Source organism: Flammeovirga agarivorans, from assembly GCF_012641475.1.
Lineage (GTDB): Bacteria > Bacteroidota > Bacteroidia > Cytophagales > Flammeovirgaceae > Flammeovirga > Flammeovirga agarivorans.
Map to the genome: position 1 here is coordinate 991,804 of NZ_JABAIL010000003.1, position 19,498 is coordinate 1,011,301.

General features: G+C 32.0%; 19 protein-coding genes. 11 read left to right on the top strand and 8 right to left on the bottom strand.

Annotation, left to right across the window (positions count from 1 at the left end; all coding sequences use genetic code 11):
• Positions 1 to 38 precede the first annotated feature (38 nt).
• On the top strand, positions 39 to 596 hold the full coding sequence (locus tag HGP29_RS12720) for a mechanosensitive ion channel domain-containing protein (protein WP_168882787.1): 558 nt from the start codon (positions 39 to 41) through the stop codon (positions 594 to 596).
• A gap of 45 nt (positions 597 to 641) precedes the next feature.
• On the opposite strand, the gene HGP29_RS12725 is transcribed toward HGP29_RS12720, so the two are convergent.
• The gene (locus HGP29_RS12725) at positions 642 to 1,703 is read right to left on the bottom strand and encodes an arginine deiminase family protein (protein WP_168882788.1); all 1,062 of its coding nucleotides are present in this window, start codon (positions 1,701 to 1,703) and stop codon (positions 642 to 644) included.
• A 182-nt stretch (positions 1,704 to 1,885) separates the two neighbouring features.
• Between HGP29_RS12725 and HGP29_RS12730 the strand changes: the two genes are divergently transcribed.
• Both HGP29_RS12730 and HGP29_RS12735 read left to right on the top strand, forming a co-directional pair.
• Entirely contained in the window at positions 1,886 to 2,404 is a 519-nt protein-coding gene (locus tag HGP29_RS12730) for an SRPBCC family protein (protein WP_168882789.1), read from the top strand.
• An 11-nt stretch (positions 2,405 to 2,415) separates the two neighbouring features.
• Positions 2,416 to 3,276, top strand: coding sequence for a helix-turn-helix domain-containing protein (locus HGP29_RS12735; protein ID WP_168882790.1), 861 nt, complete (start codon positions 2,416 to 2,418; stop codon positions 3,274 to 3,276).
• Positions 3,277 to 3,605: 329 nt separating this feature from the next.
• Here the strand turns inward: HGP29_RS12735 and HGP29_RS12740 are convergent, their stop codons facing one another.
• On the bottom strand, positions 3,606 to 4,700 hold the full coding sequence (locus tag HGP29_RS12740) for an AI-2E family transporter (protein ID WP_168882791.1): 1,095 nt from the start codon (positions 4,698 to 4,700) through the stop codon (positions 3,606 to 3,608).
• Between the two features lie 239 nt (positions 4,701 to 4,939).
• On the opposite strand from HGP29_RS12740, the gene HGP29_RS12745 reads away from it, so the two are divergent.
• Positions 4,940 to 5,587, top strand: coding sequence for a peroxiredoxin family protein (locus HGP29_RS12745; protein ID WP_168882792.1), 648 nt, complete (start codon positions 4,940 to 4,942; stop codon positions 5,585 to 5,587).
• A gap of 134 nt (positions 5,588 to 5,721) precedes the next feature.
• Here HGP29_RS12745 and HGP29_RS12750 read toward each other — a convergent pair whose 3' ends face one another.
• The 3 genes from HGP29_RS12750 to aqpZ all read right to left on the bottom strand — a co-directional run bounded on the left by HGP29_RS12750 (position 5,722) and on the right by aqpZ (position 7,586).
• Positions 5,722 to 6,162, bottom strand: a complete 441-nt coding sequence (locus tag HGP29_RS12750) for a hypothetical protein (protein WP_168882793.1) — start codon at positions 6,160 to 6,162, stop codon at positions 5,722 to 5,724.
• Between the two features lie 78 nt (positions 6,163 to 6,240).
• Positions 6,241 to 6,624 carry a hypothetical protein gene (locus tag HGP29_RS12755; RefSeq protein WP_168882794.1) on the bottom strand — a complete coding sequence of 128 codons (384 nt, stop codon included), beginning with the start codon at positions 6,622 to 6,624 and terminating at the stop codon, positions 6,241 to 6,243.
• Positions 6,625 to 6,899: 275 nt separating this feature from the next.
• Positions 6,900 to 7,586 (bottom strand): aquaporin Z, encoded by a 687-nt coding sequence (aqpZ, locus tag HGP29_RS12760; protein ID WP_168882795.1) that lies wholly within the window; start codon positions 7,584 to 7,586, stop codon positions 6,900 to 6,902.
• A 303-nt stretch (positions 7,587 to 7,889) separates the two neighbouring features.
• Between aqpZ and HGP29_RS12765 the strand changes: the two genes are divergently transcribed.
• From HGP29_RS12765 to HGP29_RS12785, 5 genes are all read left to right on the top strand, one after another.
• Positions 7,890 to 9,794 carry a hypothetical protein gene (locus HGP29_RS12765; RefSeq protein WP_168882796.1) on the top strand — a complete coding sequence of 635 codons (1,905 nt, stop codon included), beginning with the start codon at positions 7,890 to 7,892 and terminating at the stop codon, positions 9,792 to 9,794.
• Positions 9,794 to 10,792 carry a sensor histidine kinase gene (locus tag HGP29_RS12770; RefSeq protein WP_168882797.1) on the top strand — a complete coding sequence of 333 codons (999 nt, stop codon included), beginning with the start codon at positions 9,794 to 9,796 and terminating at the stop codon, positions 10,790 to 10,792. Before HGP29_RS12765 ends, HGP29_RS12770 begins: the two co-directional genes overlap by 1 nt.
• 3 nt (positions 10,793 to 10,795) lie before the next feature.
• Complete coding sequence (locus HGP29_RS12775) at positions 10,796 to 11,914, top strand: histidine kinase (RefSeq protein WP_168882798.1); 1,119 nt, start codon at positions 10,796 to 10,798, stop codon at positions 11,912 to 11,914.
• Between the two features lie 3 nt (positions 11,915 to 11,917).
• Positions 11,918 to 12,676 (top strand): LytR/AlgR family response regulator transcription factor, encoded by a 759-nt coding sequence (locus HGP29_RS12780; protein WP_168882799.1) that lies wholly within the window; start codon positions 11,918 to 11,920, stop codon positions 12,674 to 12,676.
• Between the two features lie 108 nt (positions 12,677 to 12,784).
• Complete coding sequence (locus HGP29_RS12785; RefSeq protein WP_168882800.1) at positions 12,785 to 14,440, top strand: ABC1 kinase family protein; 1,656 nt, start codon at positions 12,785 to 12,787, stop codon at positions 14,438 to 14,440.
• Positions 14,441 to 14,508: 68 nt separating this feature from the next.
• Here the strand turns inward: HGP29_RS12785 and HGP29_RS12790 are convergent, their stop codons facing one another.
• From HGP29_RS12790 to HGP29_RS12800, 3 genes are read right to left on the bottom strand one after another with little or no spacing between them, the layout of a single operon-like run.
• Positions 14,509 to 15,240 (bottom strand): LytR/AlgR family response regulator transcription factor, encoded by a 732-nt coding sequence (locus HGP29_RS12790; protein WP_168882801.1) that lies wholly within the window; start codon positions 15,238 to 15,240, stop codon positions 14,509 to 14,511.
• Between the two features lie 4 nt (positions 15,241 to 15,244).
• The gene (locus tag HGP29_RS12795) at positions 15,245 to 16,990 is read right to left on the bottom strand and encodes a tetratricopeptide repeat-containing sensor histidine kinase (protein WP_168882802.1); all 1,746 of its coding nucleotides are present in this window, start codon (positions 16,988 to 16,990) and stop codon (positions 15,245 to 15,247) included.
• A 6-nt stretch (positions 16,991 to 16,996) separates the two neighbouring features.
• Positions 16,997 to 17,530 (bottom strand): hypothetical protein, encoded by a 534-nt coding sequence (locus HGP29_RS12800; RefSeq protein ID WP_168882803.1) that lies wholly within the window; start codon positions 17,528 to 17,530, stop codon positions 16,997 to 16,999.
• Positions 17,531 to 17,706: 176 nt separating this feature from the next.
• Here HGP29_RS12800 and HGP29_RS12805 point away from each other — a divergent pair, with 176 nt between their 5' ends.
• Together HGP29_RS12805 and HGP29_RS12810 are read left to right on the top strand one after the other, a co-directional pair.
• Positions 17,707 to 18,213 (top strand): hypothetical protein, encoded by a 507-nt coding sequence (locus HGP29_RS12805; RefSeq protein WP_168882804.1) that lies wholly within the window; start codon positions 17,707 to 17,709, stop codon positions 18,211 to 18,213.
• Positions 18,214 to 18,640: 427 nt separating this feature from the next.
• Positions 18,641 to 19,462, top strand: a complete 822-nt coding sequence (locus HGP29_RS12810) for an alpha/beta fold hydrolase (RefSeq protein WP_168882805.1) — start codon at positions 18,641 to 18,643, stop codon at positions 19,460 to 19,462.
• The last annotated feature ends 36 nt before the right edge of the window (positions 19,463 to 19,498 follow it).

The following is a 19,498-nucleotide window of genomic DNA, read 5'->3' on the forward strand; positions in this document are numbered from 1 at the left end:
ATTGTTCTAGATTTGTATTGTATTTATCTAAAATAATAATGGATCAGTTAGAAATAAAATTACTCCTTTCGGCTTTCACAATTGTTTCTGGTTTGATTATTCAAAGTATTACCTCGAAATACCTAAAGAAAATTACGGAAACGAAAGGCTTCTCAGAACATCGAAAAATATATGTAACAAACTTCTTCGGGTTATTGTATTTTATCCTTGGATTTATTCTAATGCTATTTATCTGGGATGTATCCTTAAAAGGGTTATCTGTATTTGTCACCTCTATATTTACAATCTTTGCTGTTGCGTTTGTTGCTCAATGGTCAATGCTTAGTAATATTACAGCATCATTGGTCTTGTTTTTTGCCTATCCATTCAAAATTGGAGATTATATTAGAATTCAAGATGGGGGTGAAAACTCTATCGAAGGTGAGATTGTCAATATCACATTATTCAATATCCGTATTAAAGATGCCGATAATGTATATACATCCTACCCTAATAACTTGGCCATTCAAAAGCCGATAAAGAAAATGAAAAAGCCTTCAAAAAAGAAAGCTGTTATTCCCACAGAAGAGAATAAGACTGACGAAGAGTCTATTTAAAATATAGCAAACCGGTAAGCCAACACTTACCGGTTTTTTTATCAACTAATTATTACGATAAATCGGTTGATAACTACAACGTAGACCTCCGCCGAAATAATTGGCTTTTCTAAACGAAGTTTCATACACCTTAATCCCCAACTTTCGTACTCTATTGCTGACCTCTGGGAAAGCATCTGACAGAATAACAGTATGTGGGTCTACTACCATACCATTAGTAGCCATTCTTTGAGCTTGCTGAGGAGAAACTTCCACCCATTTATACGACTTAAGTGATTCAGGTAAAGAATCAATATTTTCAAAATCATCATAACAGATAATTCCTTGGTGATCGTTGATCAACATCATAGCACAGTCTAAGTGTAGCACATGCTTTTTCAACTTTATTGCATGTACTGTGTAATCACGTCCTAGTTCCTTTCTAAGCCATTCGATACCTTTCTCATTGGAAGCATTCCCTGATATACCTACATATACTTCTCTTCCATTGACAAACACATCCCCACCTTCTAAATAAGCGTTATCCTTATGGTATCCTGCTTTTAAAGGTGGCATATTTACTATATTACCATCATATTTTTTGGCAAGATCTAGAAGAATTCTTCTATAGTTGCCTGTTTCTTGTCTTCTTGATTCCGTATTCATATTGGCAACAATCATTTTATCACCTATAGTAATGATTGGATCTCTAGAGTAATTTTGAGTGGTCGTCATTGTTTCAAATTCAATAACTTCTGGACGTCTCACTTTTATACCTAATGATTTTACTAGTTCCACAAACTTTTCTTGTTCATCGAAATATTCCTGATCATCTTTTGGGTAAACATCTTCTATATTTTTATTCTCAAACTTTTTCATGTACTGAAAAGCACTATCAGATATATATGGAAAATGATTTCTTAGTGAAATATCAATCGCAGGTAATTGTAACGTTCCTGGTACCCATCTACCTATTACAACTTCTTTTAATTCTCCCCACTCATAGTTGTTTTGAATGGTATTTGACTTAAAGGATCTGTCTTTTAATTCTTCAGCTAAAATATTAAATGCCATTAATCCAACAGCAAAGAATAAGAACGCATAGATATACTTAGTCATTTTCTTCATAATACTTAGATCTTTTGATGTTCATTAGTAGAAGGGAAAATAAAGTGAAAACCCCTATTCCATCTGAATATTTTTTTGGACTAATCTTTCTAATCATTGAGCCGATATTCCCAACGCTTAACCGAAATGAGGCCGACATTTGTACTATAAGATTTACTAAAGACATTACTCTTTCTAACACTATGAAGATCCATAAAGAAATAACAATACATGCTAATGCTGATAAAGTTTGGTCCGTTTTCGCAGATGACTTTCATAATGTAGGCAATTGGCTTACTCAGATTTCAGCCTCAAAAGCGTTAGAGCATCAAGCAATAACAGATGCACCTGTAAGTGGAAGAATTTGTGACATTACTTCTAAGCCTAATGGACCTCAGGCTATAGAAAAAATCACCTATTACAATGCCAATAACTATCATTTTGAGTTTGATGTTACATTCAATAATACTCCAAGTGCGTTGCCCGTAGTAAAAAATCATGTGAAGGTAAAAATTGATATTATTGACTTGAATACTTCTCGACTAACATGGGATAGTGATATTACTTTAAAGTTTTTAGGGAAATTAATTTCGCCATTAGTTAAAGTTGGTATATCAAAATCGTTTGATGAGCTATTGGATGACTTCCAATATTTTGTTGAAAATGACACTCCTCATCCTAGAAAGTTAGTCCAACTTGAGAAAAATAAACTTAGCGCTTAAACTATACAATTATGATCGTCAATAGAGAACATTTTGATATTGGAGGAAAGGTTATCTTAGAAAAAGTGGCATTTCGTCCCCCTTTCAAAATTAGTACAGATATGGTAAATGAAGCTTGTTTTCTTCATATTATCAAAGGAACCTCAAAATTATTTCTTCCCGAAAAAAACATAGATTTAAATGACTCTGATAGTCTATTTTTAAAATGCAGTACTTATATGAATGCTTGGCAAGAAAAAAAGGAAGATCAAGTCAATGAAGCATTGTTAGTACACATTTATCCTGAAATATTAGATAAAATATTTGATCAGCAGCTCCCTTCTTTTCTAAAGGGTAAGGAAGGTGTAAAACACTCTTCAGCAGAAAAGATAAAGATTTCTATTATGATTGAGAATTACATAGAAAGTCTTCTCTTTTATTTTAATCAACCTTCTATAGTGACAGAGGAACTTGTAGAAATTAAGGTAAAAGAATTGCTTCTTCTATTAGTAAATTCTCACTATTCTGACAACCTAGAAGGGATCTTCAGTAATCTTTTCACCCCAAATGAATACAAATTTAAAGAATTAATAGATACACATCTTTTTGAAGATTTAAGCATTCAAGATTATGCAGACATTGCTGGCATGAGCTTATCTACCTTTAAAAGGCGTTTTCAAATGATATATAAGATAAGTCCAAAAAAATATATTAATAACAGGAGGCTAGAAAAAGCAAAACAGCTTCTGCTAAATACTGAAGATAGAATCTCTGACATCGCTTATGATTGCGGTTTTAACGATGTAGGATACTTTTCAAAGACATTCAATTCGCATTTTAATTGCAGTCCCAGTTTTTATAGGAAAACTGAAGTACAAGCAGCATTCAATTAAGATAAAAAACAACGAGTAGTAATTATATACATCTTTCACAGCTTCTGAGAAAGATGTTTTTTTGCTTTATAAAAAATAAAAGCTACCAATATGAAAGGTGAAGATCCTCTACATATTAATAGCTTTTTCTGTAATTCATCGATTGATGGTATAAATATATGAATTACAATACTTTAATTATATTATTATTTAAAGATATTAAATCAATTTTTCATCACAAGAATATTTTTTTGAGTAAACCTACATAAATAAAAATAGGACTATTTCCTTTCGAAAACAGCCCTATCATGTTGTTTTTATGGTTATGAATATACTTTAATACATTTCAATTACATTCCTTCTGTAAGTGCTTTTACAAATTTGTTCTCAGGGTAAAATTCCTTTAAGATTACTTTAATCACAGTATATACTGGGATAGCTGCAATTAAACCAACCACTCCGAAAAGAATACCAAAGACCATAATCACTAAGAAAATTTCTAATGGATGTGAGTTGACACTTTTTGAGAAAATAATTGGTTGTGAGAAGTTATTATCTATAAATTGAACTCCGAAATATCCAATAAACACTTTCACTAATTCCGGTAGAATTCCTGTCTTAAATTCCATATCTAAGTGTTCTGACATGGCTAATATTGCCATAATGATGATACTGATTGCAGGACCTACATAAGGAATAATATTTAATACAGCACAGATAAATGCAATTACTGCGGCATTCTTCACACCTATAATTAATAATGTAACCATATACATTACAAATAATAAGAAGCACTGAATAGCTAAGCCAATAAAATACCTTGAAAGAAGCGTTTTAATTTTCATCAATGAACTTTTAAAACCAGTTCTCGAATCTTGTGGTACGAAGGAAGTAAAAAAGGTGATAATGCTATCACTTTCTTTAATTAAGAAGAAACTAATAAATATGGTTGAGAATAATCCCATACTAAAAGAACCAACTCCTTGTAAGATTCCATTAAATATTTGAGGAGAGTTTTTAAGTTTTTTCATAATTTCCTCACCAAGATGTAAACCTGATAAGTCAATACCATATTCTTTTAATGCCACATTAATTTGGTTGAATGTAGACATGATATTTTGTTCAAAACTATCTAATTCCACCAATTTCAAATTTCTTGCTTCTTGAGTTATTAATGGGATAAATGAACTTAGAAAACCTAAAATTAATATTAAGAATAACGTGATTGTTGCGAACATCGCTAACGTATTAGACATGTTCAGTTTTTTCTTAAAGAATGATTTTACTGGGTGAGCAATCAATGCGATTACTGCTGATGTGAATACATAAATAAGTACTGATTGTAATAAATAGACCATATAAAGCCCTATTCCAATAAATACCAATTTTTTTAAAGCATCTAATAAGCCTTTGGATATATCTTTATAATTAAAGGAATTTTCCATATTGTACTAAATAAAAATTAAGAGCTACGAAAAAATATCATTTGATAATTGTTCTTTTAAGAAACGACTTTTCTTCTTTTAATTCTTTCAGTATCTGTCTTTTCGATTATACATATCGCTTCTGATTGATGTACTATTTTAAGTTTTATAGAATTTCTTAAATCTTGAATTAGGATATAAAAAAAAATTATTTTATTTTTGACCTATCAGTCAAATATTAGACTTTAACTTAATTACTCATGATCAACAAACGTATTTTAACTTTATTATCCATCTTATCTTTTTTCCTACTATCTGTAAGTTCTTTTGCTCAAGAGGCAAAGATTTATGAGAAGTATGGTGTAACTGTAGAAACACTTCAACCAGGTTTATCGGAAGGTGATCAAGCTTTTTTATTTAAAGGAAAGGATCAAGACGGTAAGACTTACCAACTGAAAGAGGCATTAAAAAAAGGACCAGTAGTCGTTAACTTCTTTAGAGGTAGTTGGTGTCCATACTGCACAAAGCATCTAATGAATGTACAAGATTCTTTAGGAATGATTGAAGCTGCAGGTGCTACTTTTGTTGCTGTAACTCCTGAAAATCAGGAACGATTTGCAAAACTAGTAGAAAAGAAAGGGTTAACCTTTGAAATGGTTGAAGACAGTAAACTAGACATCATGAATGGCTTTAAAGTCACTTTTGATGTAAATCAAGGATATCAAGATATGCTAAAAAAATATGAAAATGATTTAACCGTTACCAATAGTATTAAAAGAGCATCACTACCAGTGCCTGCTACATATATTATTGCACAAGACGGAACCATTATCAAGAGGCATTATGACCCTAACTATACTGAGCGAATGAGTGTAAAAGATATTCTTTCTACACTACAGGCTCAATAGTAAAAAATTTATCAGTTAAGTATTAGTCAGTTGTAATACTCTCATTAGTTATCAATTCGGGACAAAAACATTGATAAAAATTACATTTTGAGAGTTGAATACCCTAGAGGCCTTGCTTCTAGGGTATTCCTTTTTTAGATGGCTCCTAGCTTTGGATTATATATCACCAAATCTATGTGATAAAAAGAGCCATGATTAAATTGTTGATGCTTATAATTAACAATGAATTTACACCCATTATTCACTCCTGTAAAAGTTCCATCTTCTCCTCTAGCTTCTCTACTTAGTTTCACATGAAAGTAATGTTTCAAAGAAGTGACAAATTTCTGTACTTCAGATTTAGTGAGAAGTTTAGGCGTCCCGGATTTTTCAGGTACAAATGATAAACTATAAATTACACCCTCATCATTTTTACCTGAAATCAGGTGGCCGTATTGCCCTCCAAATGATAAATTTGTATCAGAAACCTTATTAGACGGTAGTGCTTGTCCAATAACGTATCCTTTAAAATTAATTTGGGCATACAGTGACGATGAACATAATAATAGCAGTACAATTATTAATGATCGTAACATAATATGATAATAAAGTAGTTGGAAACATGTTATTGGGGAAGGCTACATTAGTAGACAAACATGTTTTGATTGTTATTCTTATCTAGCTGATAACATACTGATTGGTGTTGTGTAAGACACTTCTCCATTCGTATTGACCATCTTTAAACGATAAGTACCATGCTGTTCTGGAAGATCCACAGAATACTTGTGTTTGAAGTTAGACAAAGGATATGCCTCTACTTCTTCTACGTTTTCCCATTCAGTCACAGTGTTAGCTGCTTGTAGAACAAAAACCGAAATTGAGGATTCAGGAAGTGTTTCCCATCTTAATTCCCCTTTCTCATTCTTTAGATTAATCACTCCATTGTCATTACTCAATAAAGTGGTATTAGTAGTGTCGATTCGATGCATTGCATCATTACCAATGGCTGTTGCAAATAAAAACAACATCATTGAAAGTGATAATAGTGATCGTAACATTTATCGTAATATTAATATGTAAAAAATTGTCTCGGCTGAGACTTAGGTTTCTCTATTTAGTGCAGTACTTTCTTTAGAAAAAACAAAAATGATTCCACTTTGAAATAAAATTTGAATAAAACAATAGAGACGCACTAAAATCACTTTATCAAAAATTGGATAAAAACAGGATCCTCTTGACACAATGTAATACAATAAAACCCCAAGAACTGATCTTTTAAAATCAATTATTGGGGTTAATACTGGAAATATAGTCCCGAGAATAAATCGAATTTCTATTCGTCCTCAGGAGATAACATTTTATATACAAATCCTGCTACGATTGCTCCTAAAATTGGTGCTACCCAAAACAGCCATAGTTGAGCAATAGCCCAATCACCAACAAATACAGCTTGTGATAAACTTCTTGCAGGGTTTACAGATGTATTAGTTATAGGGATACTTATAAGATGGATAAGTGTTAAGCCCAATCCAATAGCAAGACCTCCAAGATATTTTGGAGCTTTTGAGTGTGTCGCTCCCATGATTATGATCAAGAACATAAATGTCATCACAAACTCTGTGATAAATGCTGAAATCATACTATAACCTTCGGGAGAATGAGCACCATATCCATTTGCTGCGAAACCTCCTATGTCAGAATTATTTCCTGTATAAATAAAATACAGGACTGCTGCTCCAAATATTGCTCCCAAGCATTGAGCTACTATATAAGGAAGAATCTCTTTGGCAGAAAAACGTCCCCCTGCCCACAAACCAAGAGTTACCGCAGGGTTTAAATGACAACCTGAAATATGACCAATAGCATAGGCCATCGTCAGAACCGTTAATCCGAAAGCAAGTGCAACACCTAAAAAGCCAATGCCAACATTGGGAATACCTGCAGCAAATATGGCTGCACCACATCCTCCAATAACAAGCCAAGAAGTGCCAATAAATTCAGCAATTAATTTATTTTGCATAGTTGTAGTATTTAATAAATTAGTTTTTGGTAAAAAGAATTATGCAAATCAATTAAACATAAGTTTAATATCAAACATTTAATCAAGGGTTTTTATATTTCTTAATATAACTGTTATTCTTTTAACTTTCAGCAAAAGCTTCTTTGAAGGTATTATTTGATACTATTTATACACTAATTATGTTGAAATTACATTTCACTACATCAAATCTACATTTCACTACATTCCATTTTATATACAAGATTTTTCACTGTAGCATTGTAATATCAAAATAACAAAGAGCTAGTGTCAAATTAATTTTTTATGAAATCTATACTTCAAATATCATTATTATTATTATCTACTTTTTCTTTTGCTCAAGTGAAACAGATTAAGGTTCCCAATTCGGATTCTGTAATTGTTATTAATATCACTGAAATTCAAGAGGAAGCGAGAAGAGTTGCTGAAAAGGCGGCAAGAATTGCTGCTGAGCAACAAAAAGAAGAAATGGAATTGATCTTCAAGAATTTCTCTGGAGATTTTGACTTTGAGTCTTTAGAAGATTTAAATATTGAAATTGATCAAGAAGAAATTGAACGTTCTATAAGAGAAGCCGAAGCACAAGTAAGAATGCAAGAAGCAGAAATACGAAGAGCACTCAGTGAAGTTCATAAAGAAAGAAAATACCAAGAGTCTACTATTATTACCAATTTCTCTGTCTCACATGAAGGTGAGATCAAACTTAATGAAGAAGAAGACAATATCATTTCTATTTCTGAAGGCGGTAAGTTTGTTGTAAAAAAGAGAACGTTTGGAAACACTCGAAAATTAGTAATTATTCCTAACCAAGACGGTTCTTTATCTTATAAGTATTATGAAGGGAATCAATTAATTCCTTTTGATCCTGACGGTAAAAATTGGCTAAAAGATATTCTACCTGAGGTCATTAACAGTAGCAGTATTGCAGCAGAAGATCGTCTGAATAGACAACTTAAAGAAGGAGGTATATCACAAGCTTTAAAATATATTGGTGACTTATCAAGTGATCATACAAAAGTTGTATTTTACAAGCTTCTTGTAAATAATAAAAAAGTCAACCAAGCAAAATTGGATGAGATTACAACACATCTTTCAAAAAATGTAAGCAGTAGTTATAATCTTGCAGATTATTATTCTTCATCTCTCATCACATATTACAATAAAAAAGGACTGGATTATTACTTTGATGGGATAAAAAGTATTTCGTCTTCTTACGATAAGAGCAAGTGTTTAAAAGATATTATTGATCAGAAAGAAGTATCAAAACAATTTTCAAATAAAGAGTGGGACTTATTTTGTGATGTTGTAAAAGACATATCAAGTGGTTACGATAAGAGTAAGACGATTATTTATATGTTTGAGAATTCAGAGTCTGAAATATCAGCAGACAGATATACTTCATTATTACATAGCATTAGCAGTAGTTACGATAAAAGACAGACGATTCAGGCTGCATTTGAATCTCTAAATCATAGGCTAACGGATGCTCAAAGAGATGCTATTATCTCTGAGGTAAGATATATGAGCAGTAGTAGCGACAAATCTGGAACTTTATTGGATATTGTGGACTATTGGAATGATTTATCTAGAGAAAATAAACTTTCATTTTTTAAGTCGGCTGCCACAGTTAGTTCAAGTTACGATTTAAGAAAGGTATTGGAAGCTACAATTGATGAAGCTGCACTTAGAGATGATGAAGTAATTAAAGCGTTTTATTTATGTGCAACAAAGATTTCTAGTAGTTATGATCTAAGATCTACATTAACGGTTTCTTTGGATAGTGATGGCTTTATTACAGATCATATATCTCCTTTACTATTGGCTTCTCAACATATTTCCTCTTCTTATGATTTAAGAAGTGTTTTGGAAGAAGCAGCCCAATATGTTAGTATCACTGATGCTCAACTGTATTATGAAACCGCTCAAAAGATAAGCAGTAGTTATGATTTAAGGTCTGTTCTTGAAGAAGCAATTTCACAAGATCGTTTCAGCTATGATCAACTTCCTTTCTTTTTAGAAGCAGCAAAAAAGATTACATCCTCATATGATTTATCATCAACTTTAGAAGAAGCTGCTCCATTAGTGGTTGCTTCAAAAAATGAAGATTATAAAAATAAATACATTGAAGTAGCTAAGAAAATATCTAGCACCTCTGAACGTAATGCAGTGTTGGGGGCACTTTTTGAATAATGAATTACCTTAAAGAACTAATCTATCTATTACTCGGAAGCAGTCTTTACCTTTACTTCTTTTATGCACCTCTTCCTGAAGTTACTGAATTTGTATATGCTCCTAGGAATATCATATTATTTATCACTTGCATTTTAGCAATGGTACTTAATAGTTGGAGTTTTGAATTTTGGATGAAGAAGAAAAGTATCTCTAGGCAAACAGCCTTTAGAGGGATAGGGTTATTTATTGTGGCTATCCCATATACTCTCTTTTGGAATTATCTGTTAAAGTCAGAATTAGAAAGTGAATTTGTATTTGACCTTACCATCAAAACAGGTATCTTATTGACTACCTATTCTGTGGCAATATTAATCATGGAATATGTCACCCTGGCTTACCAAGACTTTTCAGAACAGAAAGTTAAAGTGATTAAAGGGAAAAGGAAAGCTGCAGAATTAAGGTTAGAGGCATTGAAAAATCAGTTGAGCCCTCATTACCTATTCAATAGTCTTAATACAGTCGCTTATTTAGTTATTGATAATGCAGCACAAGCGGACAAATATATTCGTAGTATTGCCCAAACGTATCAATATGTAATGCGCTATGCTCATGAACAACTTATTTCACTTCACGATGAACTTGAGGTAGTTCATGCCTTCGCTTTCCAATTACATACTCGACATGGTCAAGGAATTAAGATTAACATTGATCCACAACTGATGAATCATAAAGGTTTTGTTCCTCCTTTGTCTATTCAAATGCTGGTTGAAAATGCGGTAAAACATAATGTTCTTTCTGATGATCATCCAGTAGAAATTAGTATCACATTAGACAAAAAGGATGACTCATTGATTATTCAAAATAATATAACAAGATCTCCGAATAAAAGAGGAGCCTCCACAAAGGTGGGTATTGAAAATATCCATGAGAGATACGCTCTGATGAGTAACAAGAAAATTGAAATTAAGAAAACAGCTGATTATTTTAATGTTCGACTTCCTCTATTAACTGCCTAGAATATGAACTATCTATGGAAAAATAAATCTACTGTTTACAGTATCTTTTATCCAATTATTGGAGGAAGTATTACTTATCTATTATTGCTTATGGCATTTAATAGAGTCAATGAGCTTTCTGAAAGTATCTTTAAAGCTGAATGGATTATCTGTATCTTTTTTGCCTATTTGTGGAATACATCTGTGGTTCTTTTATCTAAATATATCGGTAAAGAAATCAAGATACTATCAAATATATCTGAGCAGATATTTTACCACGTTCTAGGTGTAATCTTAGGTAGTAGTTTAGTATTAGCCATTATTATTTCAGCCTATTTTTACTATCTGATTGATTATTCAAACTTTAGTAGTTTTAGTACTGAAATGTATGTCTTTCAAGGGTTATTTCTTTTCCAAACTATATTGTATGAATGTACTTGGTGGGGAAACCGATTAATAGAGTTAAGAAACGAGGAATTTAGCAAACAAGAGATTCAACGTACTGAATTTATCTCTAAGGAGATGCGCCTATTTGCAGAAGATGCTAATCTTCCCTTGCTCTATGAAACCTTAGAAACAATTATTGGATTAGCCTATAAGGATCCAGATGAGGCAGAACTTTATGCTGAAAGACTTGCAAAAGTTTATCGTAATACGATACAAAGTAGAAAAGAGGAATTTATCTCTCTAAAAGAAGCCTTTTCCATTACAGAAGAAGTTGGCAAATTATTACAGCAATCAAGGTCAGGTGGTATGAAGACATCTTTTTCTTTAAACGATAAAGAAGCAGAACTTCTTTTCCCTCCTATTATTCTTCCTCGATTACTTGTGAGTATCGCAACAGATTATATCGCCACTCCCATCCAACCGTTAGAATTAAATTTCTATGTTGAAAATGATGCTCTCGTAGTGGTTGCACATAGTTGTAATGAAAAGATTGAAAATCCTGATAGTTTAACTGAAGTCATTAAATCGTTAGAAGAAACACTAAGAATTTATACTAAAACTCCAATTCAAAGAATAAAAAAGGGTAACCAATATTTAATTAAACTTCCTGCATTTGAAGCGGATCATGAAAGCTGGAAAAGTGACCCCAATGCAAGTGTTCAACCTGGTGACCAATCCCTTTTTAAATCCATCTAATCTATGAAAGCATTAATTATTGAAGACGAAAAACCTGCACAAGGAAAACTACTAAGGCAACTCAACAAAACTCCTTATGATATCGAAGTAGTAAAATATATTGATAATGTAAGTTCTTCTGTAAAATGGCTATCTCAACATCAAAGCGATATTGATTTAATTTTTATGGATATCCACCTGACTGATGGTATTGCATTTGACATTCTTAAGGAAGTACAAGTGGTGAAACCCATCATTTTTACTACAGCCTATGATGAGTATGCATTAGATGCGTTCAAGGCCAATAGTATCGACTATTTACTAAAGCCCGTAGATTTTGAAGCATTGACTAAAGCGATTCAAAAACTTGAGGTGCTTCAAATGCAAAATATTTCTGAGACTAAATCTCAATTGGATAATTTATTAGAAAGTTATAATCAGAAATATAAAGAACGCTTTATGGTTCGTGTAGGTGATGCCATAAAAAGTATAACAGTTGACCAAATCATCGCTTTTGTAGCAGACGGAAGACATACATTTATTTATACTCAAGATAACAGAAGGTATGTTGTCGACTTTAAAATGGAAGAATTGACAGATATCTTAGATCCAGAAAAATTTTTCCGAACCAATAGAAGTTTTATTGTTCAAAAAGCACACATCAAAACAGTTGAAAAATATACAAATAGTCGCTTATTGCTTCATTTAGTCCTTGAACTTCCTAAAGAAGTCATTGTAGGTAGGGAAAAGGTTAAAGATTTTAAAAACTGGTTTGATAATTAACAACACTAGCTAAAAGGTTGGTGAACGGTATTACTTTTAGTAATTTATAAAAAGCATGTATACATACCATACATGCTTTTTGTGTATTACAGACGGTATAACCCCTTCATGAAAAATAAGAAGACTCAATCCAATAGATATATTGAGATAGCTCAAGTGTTTATAAAGTATGGTTTCCAAGCTTGGTTCACTAACTCTCACTTAAGTTATTTAGTATCAAATAAAATCATAGATAAAAATTCAGAAATCAATACTTCTCCACCTGAGGTTCGACTTAGAATGGCGTTGGAAGAACTTGGTCCTACATTTATCAAATTAGGGCAGATGTTAAGCAGCAGAGCAGACTTACTCCCCACACAATACATTACTGAATTAAAAAAACTTCAAGATGAAGTACATGAGGAGGAACAGTTAGATGTACATCAACTTCTTGAAGACGAATTCCACCAACCAGCAAACGAAATCTTTGATGAAATCGATGAGAAACCTCTTGGAATCGCATCAATTGCACAAACATATAGAGTAAAAAAAGGCGAGAAATACTATGTTATTAAAGTACGAAAACCTTCTGCTGATAGAACGGTTAATGAAGACCTCAAAATCATTCGAAACCTGATTCAAATTCTTAGTAGGTCCATTAAACAGGTGGCACAATTTGAACCTGTCCGCTTATTCGATGAGTTTGAACTATCTTTGAAAAATGAGTTGAACTATTCCATTGAAAAGCGTAATCAACTTTTATTTCTGAAATATTTCAAAAAATCTGATACCACTACTGCTCCTAGAATTCTTGAGGAGTATTCTACTTCTAAAATCCTCTGTATGGAATTTTCTGAGGGAGTTAAATTCAATGATTTTCTCAAAAATGCTACCGAAAAGGATAGGATTAAAGTAAGTAAAAATCTTGTTTCATCTTACTTTCAACAAATCATTGAGTTTGGTTTCTTTCATGCAGATGCTCATGCCGGAAATCTATTTGTTACAGATGACCTCAAACTTTCATTTATAGACTTTGGTGCTGTAGGAAGACTATTAAAAAAGGATACTGTTTTAATAGGAGATTTCCTTGAGGCCTTCCTCGCACAGGAAACAGAAAGAGTTATCAATGCTATTCAGAGAATTTCTATATCCAACGAGATAACAAGGGAAAATAGAAAAAATTTAGAGTATCAAATCAACGAGATCTTTACCTACATGGATCAAGGTGTTGATGATATTCCTTGGATAGAAGTTGTCGATAAGTTAACGAAGTTACTGTTTACTTATAAGATCACATTACCCAATTATTTTGTCACTCTAGGTAAGTCTTTGGCTTTGACATTAGGTACTGCTTTGGAAATTAACCCTAAAATGAATCTCCTTGATGAAATCAAACCTTACATCATCAAATATCAACTCAATTTCTTCTCTTTAGAAAATCAGAAAAAGCTATTAATGGATTTTTTCTTTTGGTTGAGAGACATCAAAACGATTCCTAAAGATATTAAGGATTTACTCAAGATGGCCAAAAAGGGGAAAATAGATATCAATATCAGTTTAGATGATGCTGTTCCACTTCTCAATACTATCAGAAATGGAATAAACAAATTGACTATCGGTATTATCATCGGTTGTATACTGATTGCATCCTCTACGATCGCCTCAGGAGATGGAAACTCATTGATTCAGAAGTTTGCCTTGTTTGGATATCTCTTGGCTGGTGGCTTAGGTCTTATCTTAGCTATAGATATTTTAAGAGATCTTTTTAAAAGAGATAGTAAGTAAAGTTTTTGCATCAAAAAAGCCTAGGTTACTCCTCCTAGGCTTTTTTGTAATCATTTTAATATTGGATACTAAACAGTATTGAAAAGTTTAAATACCATTTCTTTGTTTTGCTTACTAACCGGTACTTCATAATGCTCATCCAATGTCACAGCATTATTTGAAAAACCTGTGATACATTTTTTGTTCACTACAAAACTTCTGTGAACCCTTATAAATTGATCTTGTGGCAACTTTTCTATTATCTTTTTCAATACAATTGCATACATAAACTTCTCCGTTTTTGTATGAAAATAAGTATAGTTACTCTGTGCTTCTAGATAAATAATATCTTCCACCATAACCTTTTGAAACGCATTGTCTTTTTTCAGAAATAAGTATTCCTGAACAGCCTCTTCATTCGGCTCACTATCTTCCTCTAAAGTCTGTTGATTAAAATTTGATAGTGCAAGATCAATCGACATGCTAATTTCTCTATCATTGAATGGTTTTAATAGATACGCACTAGGACACACAACTTTGGCTTGTTCAAAAGTCACTTGATCGGCATGTGAGGTTAAGAACAAGAAAGGCAACTTTAATTTTTCATTGACCTTTTTGGCTAAATCTATTCCAGATTTATCTCCTTTTAAGGTAATGTCAATAATTAAAAAGTCGATTTTAGTAGTAAGTAGAACCTTGATAGCTTCATCGAAACTATCAGCAGTGTGGGTTTTGTATTTCCCTGATTTCTGTAGTCTAATTTGTAGGTCTTGAGCTAGTAAAATCTCATCTTCTACAATTAAAATATTTATCTGATGCATGTTATTAAGTAAGAGGAACTAACAAAATACATGTTGTCCCGTTATCTGTTTGATATGTTAATGTACCATCTAGTTGTTTTACTAAAGAGTTGACTAAGTTTAACCCAAAAGATGTACTTGTTGATGTAGTGTTTTCCATCCCTACACCATTATCTATAACTTTTAAGACTAGTTGATCTTCCTCCTCTTGAAGAGAAATCAAAAGTCTTGGATTTTCTATCCCATCAAATGCGTACTTCATTGCATTTGTTACTAATTCATTGATCACCAACCCAAGTGGAATTGCTCTATCAATATGAATTGCGATTCTACCTATTTCAAATTTTGTCTCTACCTCATTATTAAAGCTATACATCAAATTCAAGACTAATTCTTTAATGTAAGAATCAATTTCGATCTCAGTATGAACATCTTTTTGATATAGTTTTTGATGAATAAGAGACATTGCCTCTACCCTAAATCTTCCTGAATCAATAGCCTTAACTGCTGGGTGATCACCTAACTGACTACTCTGAAGGTTAAGAAGGCTGGAGATCATCTGAAGGTTATTTTTTACTCTATGATTTAATTCTTTAAGTAAAAGTGCCTTCTCTTCTTCTCTTAGAGCAATCTGTTCTTTTTGATGTAGTAGTAGAACGTTTGTTTTCTTTCTTTTCTGTGCTGTGATGTAGATGATAATCACTAGAATGAAAAATAGAAGCGCAAGACTAAAAGAAAAAATGGAAAAATAAGTTCTAAAAGTTGCTTTTTGATCTAATAGCTCCATCTCAAGAGCTACTTTATCCATTTCATAATTATGCTTCGCTCGTTCTATTTTCTGTATTGATTCCTTGTTTAATAAGCTGTCTTTGTATGTGACAAACTCCTTCTCATAAAGTAATGCTTTTTTGTAGTCACCCTCCTCCTCATAAAATATGGAAAGAGCTTCTGTTATATCTCTAATTTGTTCCTTTAATTGTTGTTCCGTCGCAGATTTATAAGCACTTTTTAAAAGTTTCTCTGCATACTCTTTTTTACCTGATTTTGCTTCAATTACAGCAAGGTCGGTAAGGTAAAAGCAAATGGAATACGCATCATTAAAAGGTGTCAGTAGATCTATAGCTTTAGTAAGGTTCACCTTCGCTTCTTTATATTGAAATTGTGATTTCTGAACCATACCCAGGTTACCAATAATATAACCTTCTATTAAATCGTATTCTGTTTTGTTAGTTATTTCGTTTTTGTATTTTTTATGTTCGTCTTTTGCCAATTGAAAATACTTTTGAGCACTATCTAACTGATTATTTAATCGATAAACCTCCCCTAAATTTAAATCCGTCTTAATAAGTAAAAGCCATTCTTCTTCTTTCAAAAAATATGGCTTCGTTTTTTTTATATATTTAATCGACTCATCGTATTCTTGATTAATGGCATAACTCGTTCCCAATTCACCATAAATCATATTTATCAATGATTCGTTTTTCTGTTGATTAGCAATTGAAAGAATCTCAAAGTTTTGTTGAATTGCTTCATCAAACTCTCCTAAAACCCTTAAAATACTTGCTTTTTCCTGTAGTAAAGACAGTTTCCAATTGATATCATCAATATTTTCAATCAATGAATCCAAAAGTTGAATCCCCTTTCTATTGTTCAGTTCAACTGCTCTTTTTTGAATCTTGCTATACTCTAAACTATCATTCGTACTTAAAGAATATAAGGGACCAATAAATACGAATGATAGTAAGAAACATAGTAATAAATGTTTTGTCATATTCTACTAACTAGTTCCTGATGTGATTTTTCCAAATGGATCAATGATACAGTAATACTTTTTGTTATCCACTTTGATAGAAAAGACCGCATAATAAGAGAATAATAAAGGCTTATCAGTAGATGCAAGCTTCATTGTTGATGCAGTTACTTTACCATCATTGTCCGATTTCACATAATAACATCCATTTGGTGCTACAACATGATCATTAGCTTTGTTGAAATACTTTGCCCAAGCGATTTCGTCAAAGATGTCTGCTTTTCTTTTAGTCATGTTTTGAATTTGTAAAAACAATAACTCCGCTTTTAGTTTCGTTTTTGCTTTTTTGTCAAATTCTACGGTAAAAGTTTCACCCGATTGGATCTCGAAGATTCCAGATAGATCTGTTTTTACAAACTGATCAATTACAATAGGTTCAACAGGAGTTCCTGGCTGCTTATACATGTCTGTCAAATACTCATTGATATTCTTAACATGTAACGACAATTTGATCTCTTTAGCTACTAGAGATCCATTTTCTAAACTAGTTTTTTCAGACATAGGAATTAGATGTCAGTTTTTAAAGGTTTTAAAAAAATTTAGAGTTAAATCTGTCCATTTTTTAGCTGAAAAACAATCTTTTATCCATTTACTAAAAAAATAATACCATTCACTCAATTCGGATTTCGGTGTAAGAAATTTGTTACTTACTTGCCTTCGCAACAAAACGCAAAGCAATGTGTAATAGAATAAATATCAACGCTTTCTTTAATGACTCTCTTCCAAATCTAGACCAACCTATTACTTCTAATGCAGGTGATGTTATTATTAGTGGTAATTGTATAGAAAGTGAGTTCAAATACACAACTGTTCCTCAAGGATTAGAAATTTGGTTATTATCCAATACTAATATGAGTGTTACAGATGCTTTAATTGACAAATTAAAAAAACAAGAAGATATAAAGCACTTGGGTTATAAAAGAGACGATCACTTTTACCCGTATTTGCCAATAATTTATCAATCAGGAGAAACTATCCCTGACCTCGTACTTAAAGCATTTCCCAAGGGAATTATAAACCAGGTAGGTTGTGCACATATTGAGGGAGTATATAAAGATTTACCCCTCTCTCAATTGTGGTTCCACCTACGCTCGTATAAAAAGAAATCTCAAAATATTAGGTGCTTTTGGACTGCCAACTTTATGACTGATTCTATTCATTACCCCGAATTAATTGTTAACTAAAATTTTAACTAATACTTAATAGCAAACTTTTAATACAAAATCGATCCCGATTTACTAACTAAAAAGAACCCTTCAACTGATGGGTTCTTTTTTTTTATTTTTTTTAATCAACAGGTAGGGTAATGTTAAATACGTTTGTATAATAAATGTAACAAAGCAAACAAGATATTTTAATTCTACTTATACAATTTATTTAACGCGACATATTATCATTAACAGACAAATTTTTATTAACCCTAGATCAGATAACCCACACAATATTTACTTATTACGGTTTAAATTACTAGCTCAATTAACATCTTATGATAGTATAAGGTATAGTAAGGTCATTCCAAATTGGAATGGCCTTTTGTATTTTCAATAAGTGAATGAATATTTCTACAATAATAATTTATTTGTAAATTTGTGTTCAATTTATGCCATAATTATGAAACCACTCATCAAATTACTTTCAGCTGCAGCACCTAATGTTGTTGTGAATATTGCGTATAAGAAAATATTAAAACCTCAAGTTTTCAAACTTAGGCCACATGAGGTAGAAATTATTCAACAAGCAGAAGAAAAAAGTATCACTTATAAAGGCTTTGAAGTAAAAACTTATAAATGGGGTTCTGGAAAAGATAAATTACTAATGGTGCATGGCTGGGAAGGTCAAGCTGGTAATTTCTCTGATTTAATTCAGATGCTAAAAGACTATGATGTCACCATTTATTCTTTTGATGCTCCATCTCACGGCTACAGTTCTCAAGGTCCAACAACCATGTTTGAGTTTAGTGACCTTGTGAAATATATGTTAGAAACATACGACATCAAGAAAGTTATTAGCCACTCTTTTGGTAGTGTTGGTACTACTCATTGTCTTGCGAATTATCCTTTTATAATGGATAAATATGTGATGATGACCACACCTGATCGATTTATGGAAAGAATTGATGATGTTGCAGAAATGGTAGGCATGACAAATAAGGTAAAACATAGACTTTTAAATCGTCTTGAAACTGAATTTAATGTTGCTGCCAATGAACAAAATGTATCTGATTTTATTCAGAAAACGAATATTAAAGAAGGGATGATCTTCCAGGATATAAATGATAAAATTGTACGTTTAAGTCAATCGGAATCAGTGGCAAAAGCATGGGGTAAAAACTGCCAATTAATTAAGATTGAAGGAACTGGCCACTTTAGAATTCTAAGGACAGAAACTGTATTACAACAAGTCATCGATTTTCTAGACTTCGACAAAAATTAATCGATAAAGCTTCTTCTTTCCACACAATAAATAATA

What these genes read in the sequence shown, in the direction of transcription:
- HGP29_RS12720 (WP_168882787.1), top strand. Translation starts at nt 39, where the DNA reads ATGGATCAGTTAGAAATAAAATTACTCCTTTCGGCTTTCACAATTGTT.
- HGP29_RS12725 (WP_168882788.1), bottom strand. Translation starts at nt 1,703, where the DNA reads ATGAAGAAAATGACTAAGTATATCTATGCGTTCTTATTCTTTGCTGTT.
- HGP29_RS12730 (WP_168882789.1), top strand. Translation starts at nt 1,886, where the DNA reads ATGAAGATCCATAAAGAAATAACAATACATGCTAATGCTGATAAAGTT.
- HGP29_RS12735 (WP_168882790.1), top strand. Translation starts at nt 2,416, where the DNA reads ATGATCGTCAATAGAGAACATTTTGATATTGGAGGAAAGGTTATCTTA.
- HGP29_RS12740 (WP_168882791.1), bottom strand. Translation starts at nt 4,700, where the DNA reads ATGGAAAATTCCTTTAATTATAAAGATATATCCAAAGGCTTATTAGAT.
- HGP29_RS12745 (WP_168882792.1), top strand. Translation starts at nt 4,940, where the DNA reads ATGATCAACAAACGTATTTTAACTTTATTATCCATCTTATCTTTTTTC.
- HGP29_RS12750 (WP_168882793.1), bottom strand. Translation starts at nt 6,162, where the DNA reads ATGTTACGATCATTAATAATTGTACTGCTATTATTATGTTCATCGTCA.
- HGP29_RS12755 (WP_168882794.1), bottom strand. Translation starts at nt 6,624, where the DNA reads ATGTTACGATCACTATTATCACTTTCAATGATGTTGTTTTTATTTGCA.
- aqpZ (WP_168882795.1), bottom strand. Translation starts at nt 7,586, where the DNA reads ATGCAAAATAAATTAATTGCTGAATTTATTGGCACTTCTTGGCTTGTT.
- HGP29_RS12765 (WP_168882796.1), top strand. Translation starts at nt 7,890, where the DNA reads ATGAAATCTATACTTCAAATATCATTATTATTATTATCTACTTTTTCT.
- HGP29_RS12770 (WP_168882797.1), top strand. Translation starts at nt 9,794, where the DNA reads ATGAATTACCTTAAAGAACTAATCTATCTATTACTCGGAAGCAGTCTT.
- HGP29_RS12775 (WP_168882798.1), top strand. Translation starts at nt 10,796, where the DNA reads ATGAACTATCTATGGAAAAATAAATCTACTGTTTACAGTATCTTTTAT.
- HGP29_RS12780 (WP_168882799.1), top strand. Translation starts at nt 11,918, where the DNA reads ATGAAAGCATTAATTATTGAAGACGAAAAACCTGCACAAGGAAAACTA.
- HGP29_RS12785 (WP_168882800.1), top strand. Translation starts at nt 12,785, where the DNA reads ATGAAAAATAAGAAGACTCAATCCAATAGATATATTGAGATAGCTCAA.
- HGP29_RS12790 (WP_168882801.1), bottom strand. Translation starts at nt 15,240, where the DNA reads ATGCATCAGATAAATATTTTAATTGTAGAAGATGAGATTTTACTAGCT.
- HGP29_RS12795 (WP_168882802.1), bottom strand. Translation starts at nt 16,990, where the DNA reads ATGACAAAACATTTATTACTATGTTTCTTACTATCATTCGTATTTATT.
- HGP29_RS12800 (WP_168882803.1), bottom strand. Translation starts at nt 17,530, where the DNA reads ATGTCTGAAAAAACTAGTTTAGAAAATGGATCTCTAGTAGCTAAAGAG.
- HGP29_RS12805 (WP_168882804.1), top strand. Translation starts at nt 17,707, where the DNA reads ATGTGTAATAGAATAAATATCAACGCTTTCTTTAATGACTCTCTTCCA.
- HGP29_RS12810 (WP_168882805.1), top strand. Translation starts at nt 18,641, where the DNA reads ATGAAACCACTCATCAAATTACTTTCAGCTGCAGCACCTAATGTTGTT.